Origin of the sequence: Flammeovirga agarivorans (assembly GCF_012641475.1) — a bacterium.
In the GTDB taxonomy this organism is placed as follows: Bacteria; Bacteroidota; Bacteroidia; order Cytophagales; family Flammeovirgaceae; genus Flammeovirga; species Flammeovirga agarivorans.
The window spans coordinates 62,930-82,892 of record NZ_JABAIL010000010.1; the positions used below are offsets into that span (position 1 = coordinate 62,930).

The following is a 19,963-nucleotide window of genomic DNA, read 5'->3' on the forward strand; positions in this document are numbered from 1 at the left end:
TTTATAATACTGGGATATACCCTTTGTGTGCAATTATCTGCTGTCCTTTATCTGATAATGCGAAATTGACAAAGTCTTGTACTTTTCGTTTATCAGAACCTCTGTAATAGAGGTACAGTGGTCTAGAAAGTGGATATTGCTTATTTAATGCATTTCTAAAAGATGGATAGACAAAATTTGATGGCTGGGAGCTGATAGATAGCGGTTGTACCACTTCTTCTACATAGGCGATACCACAATACCCAATAGCACCTCGAATTTTGCTAACTTTATCAACAACACCTGCATTGGAGTGAACCTCTTTTACATCGGCAGGTGATTTTTCTGATTGAATAACAACTGATGTCATAAACCCATAACTTCCTGAGTATTGATCTCTCGTTACCACTTGTATAGGTAAATCCTCTCCTCCTAATTCTGACCAATTTTTAATTTCTCCAGTAAAGATCCCTTTCAACTGTTTCATCGTTAATTTGTTGATCGGATTGGAAGGGTGAACAATAATAGACAGAGCATCGTAAGCGATTACTTTTTCTATCAATTGATCATAATTATTCTCTATATCAGTTTTCTCATTTGATCTTACTTTTCTAGATGATAGGGCAAACTCTGCTTGATATTCATCAAGACCTTTAAACCCTAATGAACTACCACCACCTTCAACCTCTAGTACTTGCTCTTCTGGAGTACCATAGTTGCTCGCTAAAGCTGCCATTAATGGAAGCATTGTATCACTGCCTAAACCATTTAAAGTATCCTTCTGTGCTATTGTAAATTGAACATTTAGGAGTAATAAGATAATCGTAGTAATGAATTGACGAGATAATTTAAGATTCATTGTCTTAGTATAGTTTGTTGTTCATCACAAAAATGGGCTATAAATATTAAGTTAATAAGAAGGAAAGTTTACGTTTTATTGATGTTTTCAGTACACTAATTGCACTATTGGAAGATAAAAAAGTAAAAATTTTAGCTAAAAACGGTATTTTTGTTACTTTAAGACGTGTAATTACATTAATTCAATATTAACAGAAATGAAATCTCTTTGGGTTTGGTTGTTTAAACTTTTTGGGTGGAAGATCGATGGGACGGTTCCTGAGGATGTAAAAAAATGTGTAGTAGTAGTGGGGCCTCATACCAGTTTTTGGGATTTTTTAGTGGGTGTTCCAGCAAGAGAGCTTCTAGGTTTTGAATCGAAATTCTTTATCAAAAGCTCTTTATGTGTTGGGCCGTTAGGATGGTTTCTATTAAAATTAGGAGCAATTCCTGTTCACAGAAAAAAAGGCAATACAAGATTGGTTGATTTGGCAATTGAAGAGTATAATAAAAGAGATGAGTTAATTATTGCTGTAACACCAGAAGGCACTCGCTCTTATAATCCAAAATGGAGAACAGGGTTTTATCACATTGCAAATGGAGCAAAGGTTCCGATTGTTATGGCAGGCATGTGCTTTAAGACGAAGAGAGTGGTTATTGGTGAACGTTTCATACCGACGGGTAATGTGGATGATGACATTATAAGAATCAAACGCTTCTTCTATAACTTTGTAGGAAAACACCCAGAAAAAGGAATTAGAAAAGAAGAAATCGAATAGTAAAAAGGTTGCATACTCTTAAGAATATGCAACCTTCTTTATTTTTAGTTAGATGTCTTAGACTCTTCTTCCTCAATAACATTGTAAGGATAATAAATATCATCTGGATCGTTTGGATCATCTCTAAAGTCAAACTCCTCATCTGGAGTTGGGTCTTCTTCTTGACAAGATGAGACAAAAGTGAATGTCATGATCAATAATAATAACTTAAAAATGAATTTCATCGGTAGTTTAAAATTAGTATTCGTATAAATCTTTATCTATAGACACACTTCTGAAACATTGTGACATTATACTTAACAACCTATACAATTCATTAAGGTATTTAAAGAGAATAAAATCAAATAAAAAAGCCATCCTGTGTAGACAGAATGGCTTGATATATTCTTAGAAAAGAAGCTTTACTTTGCGTAAAGCTTCTCTCTTAATTCTTTAATTTGTTCTGAATTGATGTACTCATCATAAGGCATATGACGGTCGATAATACCATTTGGAGTTAATTCAATTACTCTATTACAAACGGTATGGATTACCTCGTGGTCATGTGATGACATTAAGATATTTCCAGGGAACTTCATCAATGAGTTGTTCAACGCTTGAATCGACTCTAAGTCCAAGTGGTTGGTAGGTGAATCTAAGATCAAGCAGTTGGCATCTGACAACATCATCTTCGACATCATACAACGCATCTTTTCACCACCTGATAATACAGATGATTGCTTGAAAATTTCTTCACCTGAGAATAACATTTTACCTAAGTAACCTCTGATAAATGCTTCTGAAGTATCGTGAGAATATTGACCTAACCAATCTACTAAGTTTAAGTCATTTTCGAAGAATTCACCATGCTCTAAAGGTAAGTAAGCCGTAGTGATTGTAACACCCCACTTAAATTCACCTTCATAATCTGTGTCATTCTCGTTTAAGATTTCAAATAAAGCCGTCATCGCTCTAGGGTCTCTAGAAATGAAAACGATTTTATCATCTTTCTGCATATTGAATTCAACATCCTTGAAAACTACGTCGCCATCAATTGACTTCGTTAAGCCTTCTACTTCTAAGATGTTATTACCTGCTTGTCTTTCTGGAGTGAAGATAATACCAGGGTATTTTCTTGATGAAGGCTGAATTTCTTCAACGTTCAATTTCTCCAACATCTTCTTACGCGAAGTTGTTTGCTTTGATTTAGCGGCGTTAGCTGAGAATCGAGCAATGAATTCTTTCAATTCTTTGATTTTCTCTTCAGCTTTCTTGTTTTGTTGTGCTTGCTGACGCGATGCTAATTGAGATGACTGGTACCAGAATGAGTAGTTACCAGAGAACAATGAAATCTTTTGGAAGTCGATATCTACAATCTGAGTACAGATTGAATCCAAGAAGTGACGGTCATGGGAAATTACCAATACCGTTCTGTCAAAGTTTGCCAAGTAATCCTCTAACCATGAGATTGTCTCTTGGTCCAAGTCGTTGGTAGGCTCATCAAGTAATAAGTTATCTGGCTTACCAAATAATGCTTGTGCTAAAAGAACACGTACTTTTTGCTTACCACTAAGGTTTGACATTGTTTGATAATGCAAGTCCTCTGAGATAAACAAGCCACTTAATAAGTTGGCTGCATCAGATTCTGCGTTCCAACCATCAAGATCTTCGAATCTTTCTGTCAATTCAGAAATACGAATACCATCTTGCTCATTGAAATCCTCTTTAGCATAAAGTGTTTCCTGCTCTTTTTTGATATCCCATAATTCATCATGACCCATCATAACAGTATCCAACACTGTACAATCATCAAATTCGTGGTGATCTTGTTTTAAAACAGAAAGTCTTTCACCTTTACCAATAGATACACTTCCTCTAGTAGGATCTTGTGCACCATATAGAGTTTTCATGAAAGTCGACTTACCTGCTCCATTGGCACCAATAATACCGTAACAGTTACCTTCAGTAAATTTAAGATTGACATCTTGGAATAAAACACGTTTACCAAATTGAACGCCTAAGTTTGATACTGTAATCATTATATAATTATGAGATATTCAAATATTGGTGCAAAAGTATGTTTTTGTCCTTTGGTTTAAAAATTTGAGGTACAAATACTTTTGAATAAAATGTAATTATTTTTTTTAGTCAATAAATTCAGACTGACAATATTATGTAAAAACGGCCCCTTCAAAAGAATATAATTCTTAGTATAATCCTTATTAATAATAGACTAAACCAAGATTATTCATGTAGATTATGTTATCTGTAACCCTTTTAAAATATAAATTTTATAAGGTTTTGAAGTGGTAAACTTGGGTTAATCAATTTCAAACACCTAAATTGCCATATGAATGAGCAAATTGAAGTATTAATAAAAAAGTACAAAGACCTTTCTAAAGAGTCTGAGCATGAAGCTGCCGCAAAAATTACTAAAGAATTTGTCTCTGGTAAATATAGAGAAAGAGTAATTGAAGCTGCTTTTGAAATGTTAGCCGAAAGTGATAAATATGATGAAGACCATCCCCTAGGTGGTTACTATTATGTAATTTACGAGATGCTACACGCTGGTGCTTATTTATTAGCTAAAGAAGATAAAAGTTAAGAAAAAGATGGATCAAGAAAAAAAACCTGAAAATCAGATTAATATTGAACTTAGCGACGAAGTTGCTGAAGGTACTTACGCAAATCTAGCCATGATCGCACACTCAAACAGTGAGTTCGTGATTGACTTTATTCGTATGATGCCAGGTCTTCCAAAAGCTAAGGTAAAATCTAGAATTATTCTTACTCCTGAGCATGCTAAAAGATTATATATGGCATTACAGGATAATCTAAAGAAATATGAAGCACAGTTTGGCCCAATAGGTAAAACTGAAGAAGCTCCTAAGTTTCCAATGAATTTTGGTTTAAGTAACCAAGATCCTCAATAAATAAAAAAGGGACATCCATTTTAAGGTGTCCCTTTTTTATTAACTCACTGGCAAACCATTTTTTACTGGTTTATCTGTGGTGAGTAATATAACATCCTGTCCGTCTCCTAAAGCCCCCAGTAACAATACTTCAGACATAATACTTGCAATTTGCTTTGGAGGAAAGTTAACCACTCCTATTACTTGTTTCCCAATTATATCCTTTGGTTCATATAAGGCTCGAATCTGAGCTGATGTTTTTTTAATTCCTATTTCTGGCCCAAAATCTATTTTAATTTTCAGGGCAGGCTTTTTTACCTCTTCGAACACTTCGGCTTCAATGATTGTCCCTACTCTCATATCTACCTTTGAGAAATCATTCCAATCAATCATTATTTCCTTATTATTTTTTTGATGGAACCATCTTCATTTAATTTTGCTTCCACCTTGTTTAAAACTTTAGCTCCATAAGTATTTACCTCACGGTACTCCATACTGACTTGAAGATATTTTCCCTTTTCAAATACTGTTGTTTCAATATGTTCAAAAGAAGCTGGGTCGTTCATAGAAGTCTTAAATTCATCAACAAAGGCGATAATTGAACCATCATCATCTAATAGGTTGACAATTTTTTCTTTCTGATTTATTTGCTCTGATAATTCAGCGACCATTTTACGGTTAAACTTCTCATCAACCTCAGCAATTTTATCTCTAGCATCATCAAATTCCTTTTGATCGATCAGGTTTTCTACTTCCTCGAGTTTTAATTCGTTTTCAAGAAGGTAGATTTTATCTTCTAATTGTTGTCTTTTCTTTTTGTTGTAAGTAGAATCAATTTTAGCAAAATAGACCTTAGATTTATCTAGGTTCCTTTCTTTTAGGTAAGTTTTCGTTTTGGTTACATTTTTTTCGATAAGAGCCTTGTCAAGTTTACTTCTTATCCCTGCCACTTCGTTGGGTTTATAATCTGCCGATACTAAACTTAAGTATTCTTTACAGGCTCCATACCATTCTTTGGACAAACATACTTTCGCTTGTACCATTGCGGTTTCGTTCAACTGATTTGTTAGTATAACAACACTATCTTGTTTGAAATCACTTGATATAACATTGAGCTGAAGTTTTGCTTGTTGTAAACTTTCAATCTTACCTTGCTTGATAAATTTCTGGATACTCACAAATCGATCCTCATCAAATTGAAGCGTATTTTTTATCTCACCAGCAAAGAAAAAATACCCAAATATCCCTATTAGTATAAGAAATGAAACTAGAAAAAGTCTAATAATGAACTTAACCATTGATTTGTTCTTTTAGTATTAAAATTGATGCATGTTTTTAGTTTTCTGTAATATACATCTTTCAAAATACTTTAGAAAAATGGACTTTTTAAAATTACACCTTGCTGCATTTTTTAATGATCAAAGTCACTGTTTAACTTATTTTAACTTATAATGAAATCAATAAAAATGTCATCAAATTTAATTTTACAAATATTAAGTTATGACAAATAATATTATTGAAGACAAGATAAAGTATCTGTATATTTATATTATTTCTTCATATTTTCATATTATTAACCAAATTTTCTTAAAAATTCAAAAACTACTCATAACACTGATCACACCTCTAATGCATGAATAATTCGACCTTAAACTTTGGAAGTTCCAATAAATTCCCCTTATATTTATAACATAAAGCAGCAATAAGAAATAGTTTTTGGGTTATTAAAGGAATTAAAAAGTTATCCGCGATGTGGATAACTTTTTTTGTTTTTACTCAAATGTGATCTTATGTAAGTTCAATGCTGAGGCTGGAGCTACATACCCCAACTGAGTTTTATCTTCTGATGGTTTTAATGCTTTTTTGATATCCTCTAAAGTTAACTCTCCTTTTCCTAACATAAACAGAGTCCCTATCATAAGCCTTACTTGGTTTCTCATAAAACCCTTTCCATGTACATAGAAGATATAGCTCTTTTCAGGAAAGAAAGAGGCTGTAATATGATGGTTTTCTTTTATCTCACAATAATCAATCGTTCTTTCCAGACTAACCCCTTCTTTGGGATGCTTACAAAATCTCCCAAAATAATGAGTCCCTTCATATAACTTTGCTCCCTCTTTCATTAATTCTAAATCTAGATCATGTTGAATACTCACCATGTAGGGAGCACAAAAGGGATGGATCTTTTCATTAAAAGTGAATAAGTATTGGTACTCTTTTGTTTTTGGGTCTTGAATGATATTAAACTTATCATCCACTTTTTTTATAGATAATGCTCTGATATCCTGAGGTAGATTATGGTTGAATAATGTAAAAAACTCTTCTTCATCTAACTCTTTCCATACGAACAGCTCAAATGCAGAATGATTAGCAGAAACATAGGTGTCAGTTCTGGATGTTCCCAAAGTTTTAAATTTTACTTCTCCACCCAATACAAAATTAATGGTCTTATTAATCATGCCTTGAACCGTTTTGAAGCCAGGCTGGATCATCCACCCATGAAACCTGTAACCAACATACTGAACCTCAATTAAATAATTATGTCTCTTATTTTTCATAATTTTTTGATTTTTGATGACCAAAATTATCAGAATTATTTCACATAGCATGGTATCTTAAACAAACTATTTAAAATCATTAACCAACTAAAAAACTAATCAATCGTTCAATAATATAAACCTTATATTTAATTCACTATGATTACTATAACTGATGGAAATTTTGACAGACTATGGGAAATTTATACTTCCTCTTTCCCACTTGATGAACAGCGTTCACAAAAAGATATACTCCAACTGATATCTCATGGTCAACTTCAATTTAAAGGAATCGAAATTGACAATAATATTGTAGGTCTCATTGCCTTTAGAGTATTAGATAAATTCGTATATATAGAATACTTAGCGATTGCTGAAGAAGCCCGAGGAAATGGTTTTGGAAAGAAGATCATGAGCTACTTTACACAGATGTACAAACATTACTGTATTATTCTTGAAGTTGAAGCTCCAAGCAATGAATTACAAAAGAAGCGTATCTCTTTTTATGAGCAATGTGACTTTCATTATAATGCTACTCATTTTGTCCAACCTCCACTACAAAAAAATGGTCGGGAAGTAGACATGAGATTAATGTCTTGGCCTATAAAAATCGAAGATACGGGGTTTGATATGGTAAAAGAAACCCTACTAAATAGTGTCTACAACTTAGTAGCAGAATGATCCTACCATTAAAGTTGTTCCTTTTTGATCTTGAAGTTCTAAGTGATATCTGTTGTTGGCGTCAACACTTTCAGAACGTAAAACCTTAACTCCTCTATTTGGTAGTTTAACAGGTTTAATAAATTTGATACTAATATCAGATATCATTTTCCCTTCTTTAGTTTGAAGGAGTTCGTAAGTCTTAGCCAATTGTCCAAAACCATGTAAAATTGTACTTTTAAATGGTGTTGCCTTAGCGATAACATCCACCCAATGTAATGGATTCAGATCCCCTGTAAGTACGCCAAAATTAAACCCATCATTTTTGGCTACACTCCACTCTCCTACTTCAATTAAATTCTTTTCTACTTCTTCCCTTTTCGTTTTTTTCTTTTCTCGTTTGCCAATAATAAAAGCCGTATATAAATGTACTTCTAAAGCGATTGAAGACGAATCAACACCAGCAACCAATTTCTGATGTACCCTTGCTCTTCCATTGTCTTCTTTTATATCTACAATCTCCGTTCTAGCAAAAATGGGTTGGTTATCTTTTAACTCACCTAAAACCTTGATATCTACACCTTGGTTAATCACTTTTGCCAATTTATAAGGAGTTTTTTCTAATAAGCTTAATCCAAAAGGCAAAGCATATTGGCTAAAGATATGCGGAGGTAATATTCCTTCATAATTTCCGGCAATACCACCACTCCAAGTAATATAACTTTCAATAAGTTTCTTTGATGGAGGATTTAGTAATGTTTCTTGTGGCAATAAATCATGTTTCTTACTACTAGCTAAGAATGGTAATATTGTTTGTAAAAATGTTTTACCCACAATTTTCAACATCGGCTTCTGTTGAAGCAATAATGATTTATCGACTTTCATAGAGTTTTTTTTTCGTAAATATAAAAAAAGCATATGCTGAAAAACAACATATGCTTATCTATCCGACATCTATATAGTATTACAGAAGACTCTCCCAGCCTCCTGCATTATACACTTCTTTTACTCCAGCAGCTTCAATTAATGCCTTGGCCACTCCTGCTCTACCTCCAGAAAGACAACAAACAATTAGTGGTGAACCTAATTTTTTTACTTCATCCATTCTTCTTTGTACATCATTAACGGGTATATTCACTGCACCTTCTATATGTCCTTCATTAAACTCTGCGTCCGATCTTACATCTAATAATGGTGTACCGTTATTCACTAACTCTCTATAATTCATGTTTTTATATATTTTAATAGTATACTTCAAAGATAATTGAATGCTTTTTCATTGAGTGTAACAATTATCACATTGACAAAATTCCATTTTCATTTATTGATAAGTATTTACTTTCATAAACAGAAACATTGTTACCCTATTTATACTTTTGTGTGACTTATCACATTTATCATTCACTCATTAAAAGTTTACAACCTTTTTTATTCTTTATGATTAAACGACTTATTCCTAGCTTCATTTTGGTAACACTGTACTATTTCAATGGTATAACAAACGCACAAATCATCAACAAAACGTCAGAAAATATTAATAAAATAAAAACTGACTCTTCTTCATCTTTAATCGAAATTCAAAAAGAAGTTTATCCTTACCGATTCCCTATTTGGGGACAAAAAGTATATGATAGAGGGTATTCACTCCCATTGCCAATTGGTTTTAGTGCAGGTTATGTGAATAGCTCCATGGGTATGCACATTACAGATCTTGATGTTGGCTTTAAACCTGTCAATGAATTTCAACAAGATGAAAATGGGCAACCTATATTAGATAAAGATGGCAACCCCAAAAAAGCACCTTATTTTGGTAAAAACCTTCCACAAGAAACTGTTGATAACATTGTAAAAGGTCCTATTTTAGATCAACTAAAAAATGATGTTACATTAGCTACAGCTACGGGTATGAACTATAGAATGGATATGTATATCCTTCCATTTATGAATGTTTACGGTATGGTGTCTGATGTAAAATGTACTACAGCCATTGGTTTAGGCGATATCTCTACAGAAACTTTCGATGCTCTTGCTTTTGGTGGTGGTGTAACGATGGCCTATGGATTTAAAGGATGGTTTGGTACTGTTGACGTGAACTACTCAACTACAGAAACAGATTTACTAGAATCGAACGTAATAGTAAGCACATATTCAGTAAGAGTTGGTAAAAGAATTCCATTAAACCACGGAAAACAAAGCATTGCTTTTTATGTGGGTGCAATGAATAGAAATTTTGTATCTGATGAACCAAGCCCAGGTTATATCCACTTAAGTTCTGTGTTGCCTGGAGATAAAATTCCTGATGAAATACCATTAGGTCCAATTAATGACGGTATAGAAAATAAGATTGCAGAAGTATATGATGGACTTCCAATGCCTATAAAGAGAAAAATTGAAAAAGAACTTGGGCGAGTACCAGATGGTTCTCAACTCAATAACTTCTTAAATGAAACTGTATCAAAAGAATTTAAAGACAGAATTAATAATACGGCTGTTGAATACAGTATCAAAAAAGAATTAATACAAGCTTGGACTGTACAATGTGGCTTTAGTCTGGAAATCAATAAACATTTTGCTATTAGAGGTGAATATGGTATTGCAGACAATAATAAGTTTCTGATGACAGGTATTAATTACAGGTTTGGTATCAAAAAATAATTAATAAATGTGAGAGCTTCTATTCTAGTAGAGGCTTTTATTTTTAGTAAAAGTTTAATTCTTTAAATTGATTGGTAAAATAACCTAACTAGTTACCATGACTGAAAAAGAAAAAATGATATCTGGTGAACTGTATAATGCAGATGACCCTACCTTAGTTCAAGATCGTAAAAGAGCAAAAATATTATGTAAACAATACAATGACTCCCCTATAGATTTGAATGCTAAGATTTTGGAAGAATTATTTCAACAAGATCAATTGAATGTCAATGTTGAAGCACCATTTAGATGTGATTATGGTTATAATATTACTGTTGGCGATAATTTCTACAGCAATTTTAACCTAACGATTTTAGATGTTGCTCCTGTAACAATTGGAGATAATGTTTTTATTGCACCAAATGTATTAATCGCTACAGCAGGACACCCTATCGATCCAATACAAAGAACTAGAGGAGATGAATTTGGAAAACCTATTACTATTGGGAATAGAGTATGGATTGGTGGAAATGTTGTAATACTACCAGGCGTATCCATTGGAGAAAATGTTACCATTGGTGCCGGAAGTGTTGTTACAAAAGATATCCCTGCCAATACTGTTGCAGTGGGAAACCCTTGTAAAGTAATTAAGCATATTTAAATAAAAATAGCCCAAGACTTACGTTTTGGGCTATTTTTATTTATTTTTAATTGCACTTATTGAAGTGCAGTCGTTAAATCCTCAACAGAAGGTGCAAATGAATATCCACCCGTAACAGCTTCAGAGTAATTCATAATCTGATCTGACACTCCATCTTCGGTATTACCCAACATTCTATCTAGTTGAATATCTACTCTGAATGGATCACATGCATACGAAATAAAGAACAAACCTCTTTCTTTAGCATTACCATAAGGGAAAGACCGTCTCCATATTTTCATAGCCACCCCATCATGTTTGGCGTCTGTTCTAGATACATGAGAATCTTTTGGCATATCATCGCCTTCCAACTCTATAGAATCTGGCTTCGTTCTACCAATAATTTTCTCTTGAACAGCTTGAGGAAGCTCATTAAATTTAGCCAGGTTATGAATCCATTTCTGATGAAATACATAACTCCCTCCTGCTCCAATTTCTCCATCTGCGATTAATGCTGCAGGATACTTCTTTTCTTCTTTTGGATTAGCAGAACCATCAACAAAACCTGTCAAGTCTCTATGATCTTTATAAATAAATCCATTTTCCGAGATTGCTACTTCAGCCACTTTCGCTACTGCTTCCTGAATGTGGATCGTTTGGTCTAGTACTAATGCAGTATCATTACCGATAATTCTAAAATAAAGATCTGCTTGTGTAGCAGGCATGCTGTATCCATTTTTTCCTTGTAGAGTAGCAAAATCCTTTAACTGAGCTGGTTTAATTGCTGGATTTAGTGTTTCCCAAAGCTTTTTACCAAATGAAACTACAATATCAATATCATTAGATGTTTTCTCTAATGCTTTTTTTATTGATCCCTTTAATACTTGTACATTACTCCAATCAGTGATTGTGAATTCTGTTACATTAAAGGTATTTGTTGTTTCATTAAAAATTGCCTTTTGATAATTACTCATGGGTAGTAGTTTTATTATTTTGATTGATGACTATTTTAACGTATTAGTCTTAGAACAGGTTAAAGATATCATACAATTATTGTAAATAAGATGACATATATCTCTAATCATTGAAACAGGTAAATACAATATGCTAATACTTAATATATTAGAAACGTTATTCTTTATCTAATAAATGAAAAGGGAAACCAATAAAGGTGAACACTCATTCATCATTTTTTGTTTACACAATACTATTTCCTATATTAAGATCCGTTAGCAGACAGGCGTAAAATCTGTCTAACTTCAATTCAATATTTACTTACAACTATAACTAATGACAAAAATATTGTATGGTCTTTTCATATGGCCAATAACTATACTTCCATTCAGTGTACTGTACAAAATATCAGACTTCTTATATTTTGTTCTTTATAAACTGATTGGATATAGAACTACTGTAGTAAAAGCGAATTTAAAGAATTCTTTTCCCGAAAAAAGCGATGAAGAAATTAAGGAAATTGAATCAAAATTCTACCGACACCTATGTGATCTTATATGCGAAAGCTTTAAGATGTTCAATATCTCTGAAAAGGAGTTGTTAGAAAGATGTGTATATGATGATATGGACTTGATCAATAAGTACAAGGATAGAAACCTTTGTATCATTGGTCATCATTACAATAATTTCGAGTATGCTGCAACTTCAGCTACTGCTAGTGTTGGAAGACAGATTTCATGTTTGTTCTCTAAGTTGAGTAATGATTTCTTCAATGAGAAAATTACAACTTCTCGTTCTCAATTTGGAATGAATATGATACAAAAGGATTACGCAAAATCATTTTTTGAGTCGAAACATGAGAAGCCTATTGGATTAATTTTCGGAGCAGATCAATCTCCAACTTACAGTAAGAAAGTAATTTGGACCAATTTTCTAAATCAAGAAACTGCATGTTTCTTTGGACCAGAAAAGTATGCCAAAGAGAACGATATGGTTGTTATTTTTACTAAGATTACCAAAGTAAAAAGAGGTTATTATCGACTAAACTTTGAGTTGGTAACAGATCAGCCATTACTAGAAGAGCATGGTTTTATTACAGAAAAACATACTCGAATGTTAGAGAAAGAAATTAAGAAGCGTCCACAATATTGGCTTTGGACTCACAAAAGATGGAAAAGAACTCGTGAGAAACATGAGGAGTTTGTTCCAGCAACAGCATAAATATAAAGGGGATGATATAATGAAATATCATCCCCTTTTTATATCTTATTTTTTGCTTTTCTATTGTAATACTTGGAAGTGGATAGCCTCTCCACCACCAGCATTCATTTGAATTAGCATTGTCTCATTGGAGGTCACGTTCTTCTCAACAATCTCATAATTCTTAGGATTATTAAGATAAGTTGTTCCTTGAGCATCAGTATAAATAATTGCTTTATACACCTTATTTGGCTCTAAGAAATCTAAATTAATACTTACTGCTCTACCTTTTTCATCTGTAGCAGCTCCAATAAACCACTCATCACCTGTTCTTCTTGCAGTGATCGCATATTCACCAATTTCACCTGCTAACATCTTACTTTCATCCCAGTCTGCTGTAGAAGATGATAAGAATTTAAATGCATCTAGGTGCTTTTCGTAGTTCTCTACTAAATCAGATGCCATTTGTAATGGTGAATAAAGAATAATTGACAATGCCATTTGTTTCACTAAAGTAGTATGGACTCTCGCTTCGTTCATGATCTCAGCAGTAGTATTCCAAGCCACTCTATTTGGTGAGTTCTCGTATTTCACATCAAAAATACCTGGAGTATAATCTAAAGGCCCACCTAACATCCTTGTAAATGGCAAAATTAATGTGTGATTTGGAGGGTTACCATCTGACCAACCGTTCCATTCCATACCTCTTACACCTTCTCTGGTCATCATATTTGGCCAAGTTCTTCTTATTCCTGTAGGCTTTATAGGTTCATGAGCATCCAACATAATTTTATGCTTTGCCGCTTCTTCTACCACCTTTCTATAATGGTTCACCATAAACTGACCATGATGGTGTTCTCCTCTTGGGAAAATCCCTCCTGCATAGCCTGTTTTTAGAGCATTAATACCTAGTTTTTCATACAGGTTAAACGCTTCATCCATATATTTTTCGTAAGATGGAATATCACCACCAGTCTCATTATGCATTATAAGAGCTACATTATTATCATTTGCGTATTTTGCAACCGCTTCTAAATCGTAACCTTTAGCTGGAGTGATGTGGTCAAAAGCATCCTTCTCTCCCCACTTGTCCCATCCTGAGTTCCAACCTTCAACAACTACACCACCAATATTATGCTTTGCAGCAAAATCAATGTATTTCTTTGCTTCTTCAGTAGTTGCTCCTTGTCTTGGGCCTTCTTTCCATTCTTTGGTACCAATATGAAATTCCCACCAAATACCTAAATACTGCATAGGCTTAATCCAAGATGTATCTTCGATCTTATTCGGCTCGTTAAGGTTGATGATCATATTCGAATTGACAAGATCACTTGCTTGACGTCCTACTTGAATTGTTCTCCAAGGCGTTTTACTCGGTGCAGTTGTTCTTACTTTATCGCCATTTGCCCAAGGCACTAATGCCGATTCATAAGTATATTTTTTGTCATCAGACAGCTTAAGCGTCATACCAGCATAATCGGTTAAAGCTGCTTCATGTAAACTAATAAAATAGTTTTCCTTCGTTTGGAAAGTTACAGGCGTTGCCACCCAACTTGCAGAATCTACATCTGTATGGTTGTAAAGCTTTTCGTAAGTATCATAATCAGCCCAAATCCACCAAGTATCATGGTTATTTGATAACTGGAATTGTGTTTTTTCATCCATAATAACAAATTCCTTCAGGTTATCTTGTTCTGGGAATTCATATCGGAATCCTACACCATTATTAAATACTCTAAAAACTAAGTTCATTTTACGTTTTAAACCATCTTTCTCCCTTAAGTTTACTGTAAGTTCATTATGATGATCTAATACCTTTTTATTTTCACCCCATGGTTGTTCCCATGTTTGGTTCATTGTATTTCTAATCTCACCCACAATTTCAAAATTGTTGACCATTGCTGGTTGATCTTTTAACTCAAAACCTAAATATGATTTTTTGATGATAGGTTCACCTGCCCAAGTAACCGAATACCAAGGAGCCCCTTTATCATCTACCGATACTTCTACAATTAACTTTTCATCTGGAGAATTGGCCACCATATAATTTGGTGTACATGAGAAAGATAAAATTGATAATAATAGAAAAACAAATAGTTTTATAATCTTCATTTTAATTAAGTATAATATCCTAATGAGTTAGGTTGGTTTTTGTTTATTGTAATTCTACAAATACAGGTAAGTGGTCTGAAGGAAATTTCTGACCTCTAGCTTCTGTAATGTGTGCATATCTTAACACTTTAAAATATCCATAAGTGAAAATGAAATCAATATGGGTATCTAAAGGACTGTTGTAATCAAAAGCTTCCCAGGTTCCTATTGGACCTAACGGATTTGTTAGACTGATTTGTCTAGTGTTTTGATAATATTCATTGAGAATCTGAACAGGCTTATCTTGAGGTTGAGTATTAAAATCTCCCATTAAAATAACTGGGTATTTACCATTCTGTGATAACTCCTGTGATTTCTTAATTAATAGCTTTGATGATTCTACTCTAGCTTCCTGACCTATATGATCATAATGTGTATTCATCACCACAACTGTTCTTTTTGTACTTTTATGTTTAAGAATGGCCCAGGTACATATTCTTGGTAATGCAGCATCCCATCCTGTTGATGGTTTTTCAGGTGTTTCTGACAACCAAAAAGTACCAGAATTCAACATTTTATATTGTTGAGTATCAAAAAAGATTGCTGAAAATTCTCCTCCACTTTTACCGTCTTTTCTACCAACTCCAATTTGTGTCATGTGCGGTAGACCTTTCTTTAAGTCTTCTAATTGATCTGGTAATACCTCCTGTGTTCCAAGAATTGACACTTGGTAAAATTTGATCATATCCACTACCCAACCTTTTCGATTTGGCCAAGCGTTATCACCATCTGATGGAGTATTTAAACGGATGTTGTAAGACATCACATTCATACTATTATGCTGTGCTATGGAGGTGAAGTTGGATAAGATAAACAAGGTTAATAATGCGAGTATTTTTCTCATAATCTGAATAGCGATCTTTTAGGATTTCTTTTTGTATAACAAAGGTATTTTATTTTCCTGCTTAGAAAGATGATGTAAATATCTCAGCCGTGTTAAACTCTGTTATATTGCCATAAAACGATGTAAAGGAGTAAAATACCTTTGACAAATACTTTACTCCATTACTCTTAATTTACTTCTTCAAAGCTTCCCAATGAGGATCTTTCATTCCTCCTAAATCAAAGATCGCAAAACCTTTTGCTCCTCCTTTTTTTGCTAAAACCAATGCTTTTTCAAGATCTTCTTGTTTAGGCAATGCTGGAAGGAAAAGACCAGTGTATAATGGTTCTTTATATCTAGATTTTAGATCTTTTACTCCTTGTTCTGTAGCGAACTTAATCCAGTCGATCGGCTCTTCATAGAAATTATTGTAAATCATTGGGAACACCATATCTAATTTAAAGTCATCCCATGATTGTCTACATATTTTTCTTGCCAATTCAGGATAAGGAAAGACAGCTGCAGACAATAATTTTCCTTCTTTATGTACCGCATCATAGATTCTATCTACCAAATGTGTCACTGAATCATATCTAAACTGACGCCAATCTGCAGATTGTGTAGGGTCTTTCATATCATAGATATCTTCACCGTATTCCGCTAGAAACTTATCTCTACATGTCTGGCAGTAACAGAAATCATATTCAGGGTACTCTTTATCCTGAACGATACCATATAAAGGTTGTAGAGATGAAGCTAAAATCACATCAGAATAACGAACATAATCTAAATGTACTCCTTTTACTCCTTCAATTTGGGCTAATTCTTTTGCTTGTTTGATGATATGATCTTGAACAGGTACTTGCGAAGGACATACCCATTGGTAATAATCTACATATGGATGGTACTCATGACAAGACCTTCCGTCTCCGCTTACTGTATACCACTCCGGATGCTTTTGTGCTTCTTTATCACCGTTTCTATTCAAAGTCCACATCCAAGCATGCATTTCAATATCTCTTTTTTTCAATAAAGGATACATCCTCTCAAATGTTTCTTTGGTACCTCCCAATAGAACAGCTTCTATATTAATTTCTTTAAGTTGAACTAGTTTTTCTTCCCATTGGGCATCACTCCAATCATCATGAGCATGTAACCACATCCATCTTTTGGGTAATTTTATATTTTTCCCAATGGCCGGAAGCCCTAACATTACTCCTGTTGTTGTTAATCCAGCTAGTTTTAAAAATTCTCTTTTTTTCATATCAAGTGCTTAAGTAATAATTCTTTATTTAATCTATGGGTGAGTAATTACTTCACCATAACTATCGTATCTTACCATTAATGTCTTCTTCTCCTGAGGTATTTCTAGAGAAACAATATACCCACCAGGGATTTTAGTTATTAAAGGAATAACTTCTGTTCCCTTGTAGAGAAATGGAGTCTTCCACCCCAATTGATCTAAACTATAGGCATACTCTCTATATTTCAGCCAATAGGTTTTTTGTGCTCTATAAATATCAAAAAGTTGACGGTATAACCTCTCACTTTCTGTCTCAGAAACATCAATATCTTTTTTATCCCCAACCTTATTTTCTGTGAATTGGATGTATCCCCATTGTTCTGGCATATGCATGGCTATTTCTCCCTGTGGAGACCATACCCAATTGTATTCGGGAAAAGAATTACCTGTATTAGGGTCGATCTTCTTTGTATACTTCCCATCAACTATTTCATGTTGCCATTCTACTCTAGAGAAGTTAATTCTCCACCTTCTACCTTCTTCAGGATAAATCAGTACTGGTTTTTCCTGTGCTAAGACTGCCCATGGGAAGGCGATTTCCAAGGTCCACTTATCATCAATATCAGAAGGATCATTAATTGTTCCATACAACTTCACTGCAGACTTGAGTCCTTCAATATGCCAAGCATTCATGTAGGACCCACCATCTCTGTATGGTTTAGTCATCATTAAATCCCAGACTGTATTAAGCAGATTCATCTCGAATTCATAATATTGATGGGAATTCGGGTTTGGATTTATAAATACCTCGAAATCATTATCTTGATATATCACAGCATCTCTTTCTTCAATCGTACTCCATAAGTGGGGTTCTATTAATTCTGCTGCGATATAAAGATAATCTTTGTCCCAAAGCATTTTCATTTTTGTTTCAAAAAGAGGTGCAGGTTGTTTATCCCCTTCAATATCAACAAACAGTTTACTCCATTCTGCTTTTTCCCAATCTTCCTCATCTAAAACTCCGTCCACCTCTATTGGTTCTGAAGTTGAATAACATAAATAACTTTCAGGTGTAGGATAAACCTGAGCAAAAGTAAAAAGTGGAAGAATGACTAATTGTATAATTAAGAAAGGTGTTCTCATCTTCTTATTGAAAGCATTTTAATCGAAGAAGTATCATGAAGATACCTCTCCGAAAAAATTTAATTTATAATAACTCTGGGTGCTGTTGATAAACCTTATAGACTAGTTCTCCAAACAAAGTATTTGTCCAGGCGAACCAAGATCTAGTAAATTTCTTAGGATCATTTTTATGGAAAGATTCATGCATAAAGCCTGTATCTGCATGTGTTGCTTTTAATTGTTCTAAGCACCACTTCACCTCAGTTGCATCTGTTGAGGTTAACCCTTTTTGAATGATCGACATTGGCCAAACATAATCCAACCCAACATGTGGACCACCAATACCCTCAAATTTTCCTTTAAAGAAATACGGGTTATCTTCACTCCAAACAAACTTACGCGTAGCCTGATATAATGGATCTTCTACATCCATACAATCTAAATAAGGCATTGATAATAAACTAGGCACATTGGCATCATCCATAAAATATTGGTTACCAAAGCCATCTACTTCAAATGCTAATATCTTACCATATTCTAAATGATCTTTAGTAGCATATTTTTTTAATGCTTCTGACACTTCATCTGCTAATGCTGCACACTCTTTAGCAAAAGAAGAGTCTCCAATTACATTCGTATAAATATCTTCTAGTTGTCTTAAAGACGCAACTGCAAAGTAATTCGATGGGATCAAGAATGGTAATAAAGTTGAATCGTCTGAAGGTCTAAACGCTGATACAATCAAACCACATGGTTTTAAAGATGCTCCAGCACCCCAATTGGCCATGGTATCTTCATATTTCTGTGTTTTTCTTGAGAAAGTATAAGGTCCCACACCATCTTTTCTCTGTTGTTCTTTAAAAGTCTTTAAGATAAGTTTTGATGCTGTTTTCCATTGATCATCAAAAATAGAAGTATCGCCCGTTTTTTTCCAATATCCATTGGCTAGCCTTACTGCATAACATAATGAATCGATTTCCCACTTTCTTTCATGAGTACCTGGTTTCATATCTGTTATATCAGAATCAGCCCAATGTGATTTTACAGTTTCATCTTTTTCAAAAGCATTAGCATATGGATCCAGTAAGATGCAAGCCGATTGGCGATTCACCAATCCCTTGATCATTAACTTCAACTCATCGTCCTCATTAGCTAAAGGTAGATAAGGCCACACTTGTGCTGTAGAATCTCTAAGCCACATAGCAGGAATATCACCTGTGATGACAAAGGTATCTGGCCTTCCATTTTCGATACTGAACTCAATGGTTGTATCTAATGTATTAGGATAGCAATTCTGGAACATCCATCTTAATTCAGGATCAGAAATTTTCTTTGCTACCTTCTTTATTACTTTCTCCACTGCCTCCGATGTGAATTTTCTTTCATTTAACGGAGGTCTATTGGATACATATTTATCTTTTAATAACTCAGATGCTAAAGCACCTGAACCTGTCATAGTTAAACCTGACGCTACTAATCCAGTTGTCTTTAAAAAACTTCTTCTTTTCATGGT

At 33.8% G+C, this 19,963-nt stretch carries 21 protein-coding genes; 7 read left to right on the forward strand and 14 right to left on the reverse strand.

All coding sequences use genetic code 11. The features are described 5' to 3' along the window. Position 1: 1 nt before the first annotated feature. Positions 2-838: a PstS family phosphate ABC transporter substrate-binding protein gene (locus HGP29_RS23260; protein WP_168884856.1), complete on the reverse strand. Its 837-nt coding sequence runs from the start codon at positions 836-838 to the stop codon at positions 2-4. 196 nt (positions 839-1,034) lie between these two features. Here HGP29_RS23260 and HGP29_RS23265 point away from each other — a divergent pair, with 196 nt between their 5' ends. After that, positions 1,035-1,595 carry a 1-acyl-sn-glycerol-3-phosphate acyltransferase gene (locus tag HGP29_RS23265; RefSeq protein ID WP_168884857.1) on the forward strand — a complete coding sequence of 187 codons (561 nt, stop codon included), beginning with the start codon at positions 1,035-1,037 and terminating at the stop codon, positions 1,593-1,595. 44 nt (positions 1,596-1,639) lie between these two features. Here HGP29_RS23265 and HGP29_RS23270 read toward each other — a convergent pair whose 3' ends face one another. Next, on the reverse strand, positions 1,640-1,819 hold the full coding sequence (locus HGP29_RS23270; protein ID WP_168884858.1) for a hypothetical protein: 180 nt from the start codon (positions 1,817-1,819) through the stop codon (positions 1,640-1,642). Positions 1,820-1,996: 177 nt separating this feature from the next. Beyond that, positions 1,997-3,613 (reverse strand): ABC-F family ATP-binding cassette domain-containing protein, encoded by a 1,617-nt coding sequence (locus tag HGP29_RS23275; protein ID WP_168884859.1) that lies wholly within the window; start codon positions 3,611-3,613, stop codon positions 1,997-1,999. Positions 3,614-3,924: 311 nt separating this feature from the next. Here HGP29_RS23275 and HGP29_RS23280 point away from each other — a divergent pair, with 311 nt between their 5' ends. Together HGP29_RS23280 and HGP29_RS23285 are read left to right on the forward strand one after the other, a co-directional pair. Continuing rightward, entirely contained in the window at positions 3,925-4,179 is a 255-nt protein-coding gene (locus HGP29_RS23280) for a hypothetical protein (RefSeq protein WP_168884860.1), read from the forward strand. 7 nt (positions 4,180-4,186) lie between these two features. Continuing rightward, positions 4,187-4,507: a DUF3467 domain-containing protein gene (locus HGP29_RS23285; RefSeq protein WP_168884861.1), complete on the forward strand. Its 321-nt coding sequence runs from the start codon at positions 4,187-4,189 to the stop codon at positions 4,505-4,507. A gap of 39 nt (positions 4,508-4,546) precedes the next feature. Here HGP29_RS23285 and HGP29_RS23290 read toward each other — a convergent pair whose 3' ends face one another. From HGP29_RS23290 to HGP29_RS23300, 3 genes are all read right to left on the reverse strand, one after another. Further along, positions 4,547-4,879, reverse strand: coding sequence for a tRNA-binding protein (locus tag HGP29_RS23290; protein WP_168884862.1), 333 nt, complete (start codon positions 4,877-4,879; stop codon positions 4,547-4,549). After that, entirely contained in the window at positions 4,879-5,784 is a 906-nt protein-coding gene (locus HGP29_RS23295; protein ID WP_168884863.1) for a hypothetical protein, read from the reverse strand. Before HGP29_RS23295 ends, HGP29_RS23290 begins: the two co-directional genes overlap by 1 nt. A 474-nt stretch (positions 5,785-6,258) precedes the next feature. Beyond that, entirely contained in the window at positions 6,259-7,044 is a 786-nt protein-coding gene (locus HGP29_RS23300) for a tRNA pseudouridine synthase A (protein WP_168884864.1), read from the reverse strand. A 138-nt stretch (positions 7,045-7,182) separates the two neighbouring features. Between HGP29_RS23300 and HGP29_RS23305 the strand changes: the two genes are divergently transcribed. Then, on the forward strand, positions 7,183-7,704 hold the full coding sequence (locus HGP29_RS23305) for a GNAT family N-acetyltransferase (protein WP_168884865.1): 522 nt from the start codon (positions 7,183-7,185) through the stop codon (positions 7,702-7,704). Here HGP29_RS23305 and HGP29_RS23310 read toward each other — a convergent pair. Both HGP29_RS23310 and HGP29_RS23315 read right to left on the reverse strand, forming a co-directional pair. Next, positions 7,690-8,568 (reverse strand): MaoC/PaaZ C-terminal domain-containing protein, encoded by an 879-nt coding sequence (locus tag HGP29_RS23310; protein ID WP_168884866.1) that lies wholly within the window; start codon positions 8,566-8,568, stop codon positions 7,690-7,692. The two genes, HGP29_RS23305 and HGP29_RS23310, sit on opposite strands and share 15 nt — an antisense overlap. A gap of 79 nt (positions 8,569-8,647) precedes the next feature. After that, positions 8,648-8,911 carry a rhodanese-like domain-containing protein gene (locus tag HGP29_RS23315; RefSeq protein ID WP_168884867.1) on the reverse strand — a complete coding sequence of 88 codons (264 nt, stop codon included), beginning with the start codon at positions 8,909-8,911 and terminating at the stop codon, positions 8,648-8,650. 209 nt (positions 8,912-9,120) lie between these two features. Between HGP29_RS23315 and HGP29_RS23320 the strand changes: the two genes are divergently transcribed. Together HGP29_RS23320 and HGP29_RS23325 are read left to right on the forward strand one after the other, a co-directional pair. Next, a complete protein-coding gene (locus HGP29_RS23320) occupies positions 9,121-10,338 on the forward strand; it encodes a hypothetical protein (RefSeq protein ID WP_168884868.1) in 1,218 nt (405 codons plus the stop codon). A 97-nt stretch (positions 10,339-10,435) separates the two neighbouring features. Next, the gene (locus HGP29_RS23325; RefSeq protein ID WP_168884869.1) at positions 10,436-10,978 is read left to right on the forward strand and encodes a sugar O-acetyltransferase; all 543 of its coding nucleotides are present in this window, start codon (positions 10,436-10,438) and stop codon (positions 10,976-10,978) included. A gap of 56 nt (positions 10,979-11,034) precedes the next feature. On the opposite strand, the gene HGP29_RS23330 is transcribed toward HGP29_RS23325, so the two are convergent. Further along, a complete protein-coding gene (locus tag HGP29_RS23330; RefSeq protein ID WP_168884870.1) occupies positions 11,035-11,931 on the reverse strand; it encodes a Dyp-type peroxidase in 897 nt (298 codons plus the stop codon). Between the two features lie 316 nt (positions 11,932-12,247). Here HGP29_RS23330 and HGP29_RS23335 point away from each other — a divergent pair, with 316 nt between their 5' ends. Then, positions 12,248-13,132 carry a lysophospholipid acyltransferase family protein gene (locus HGP29_RS23335; protein ID WP_168884871.1) on the forward strand — a complete coding sequence of 295 codons (885 nt, stop codon included), beginning with the start codon at positions 12,248-12,250 and terminating at the stop codon, positions 13,130-13,132. A 60-nt stretch (positions 13,133-13,192) separates the two neighbouring features. Here the strand turns inward: HGP29_RS23335 and HGP29_RS23340 are convergent, their stop codons facing one another. The 5 genes from HGP29_RS23340 to HGP29_RS23360 form a co-directional block, all read right to left on the reverse strand. Further along, positions 13,193-15,223 carry a glycoside hydrolase family 97 protein gene (locus tag HGP29_RS23340; protein WP_211093392.1) on the reverse strand — a complete coding sequence of 677 codons (2,031 nt, stop codon included), beginning with the start codon at positions 15,221-15,223 and terminating at the stop codon, positions 13,193-13,195. A 43-nt stretch (positions 15,224-15,266) separates the two neighbouring features. Further along, positions 15,267-16,106, reverse strand: a complete 840-nt coding sequence (locus HGP29_RS23345; RefSeq protein WP_211093393.1) for an endonuclease/exonuclease/phosphatase family protein — start codon at positions 16,104-16,106, stop codon at positions 15,267-15,269. A 172-nt stretch (positions 16,107-16,278) separates the two neighbouring features. Then, positions 16,279-17,349, reverse strand: coding sequence for a putative glycoside hydrolase (locus tag HGP29_RS23350; RefSeq protein WP_168884872.1), 1,071 nt, complete (start codon positions 17,347-17,349; stop codon positions 16,279-16,281). Between the two features lie 33 nt (positions 17,350-17,382). Continuing rightward, a complete protein-coding gene (locus tag HGP29_RS23355) occupies positions 17,383-18,471 on the reverse strand; it encodes a carbohydrate-binding family 9-like protein (RefSeq protein WP_168884873.1) in 1,089 nt (362 codons plus the stop codon). Positions 18,472-18,535: 64 nt separating this feature from the next. Beyond that, positions 18,536-19,960 (reverse strand): glycoside hydrolase family 125 protein, encoded by a 1,425-nt coding sequence (locus HGP29_RS23360; protein ID WP_168884874.1) that lies wholly within the window; start codon positions 19,958-19,960, stop codon positions 18,536-18,538. Positions 19,961-19,963: the final 3 nt, after the last annotated feature.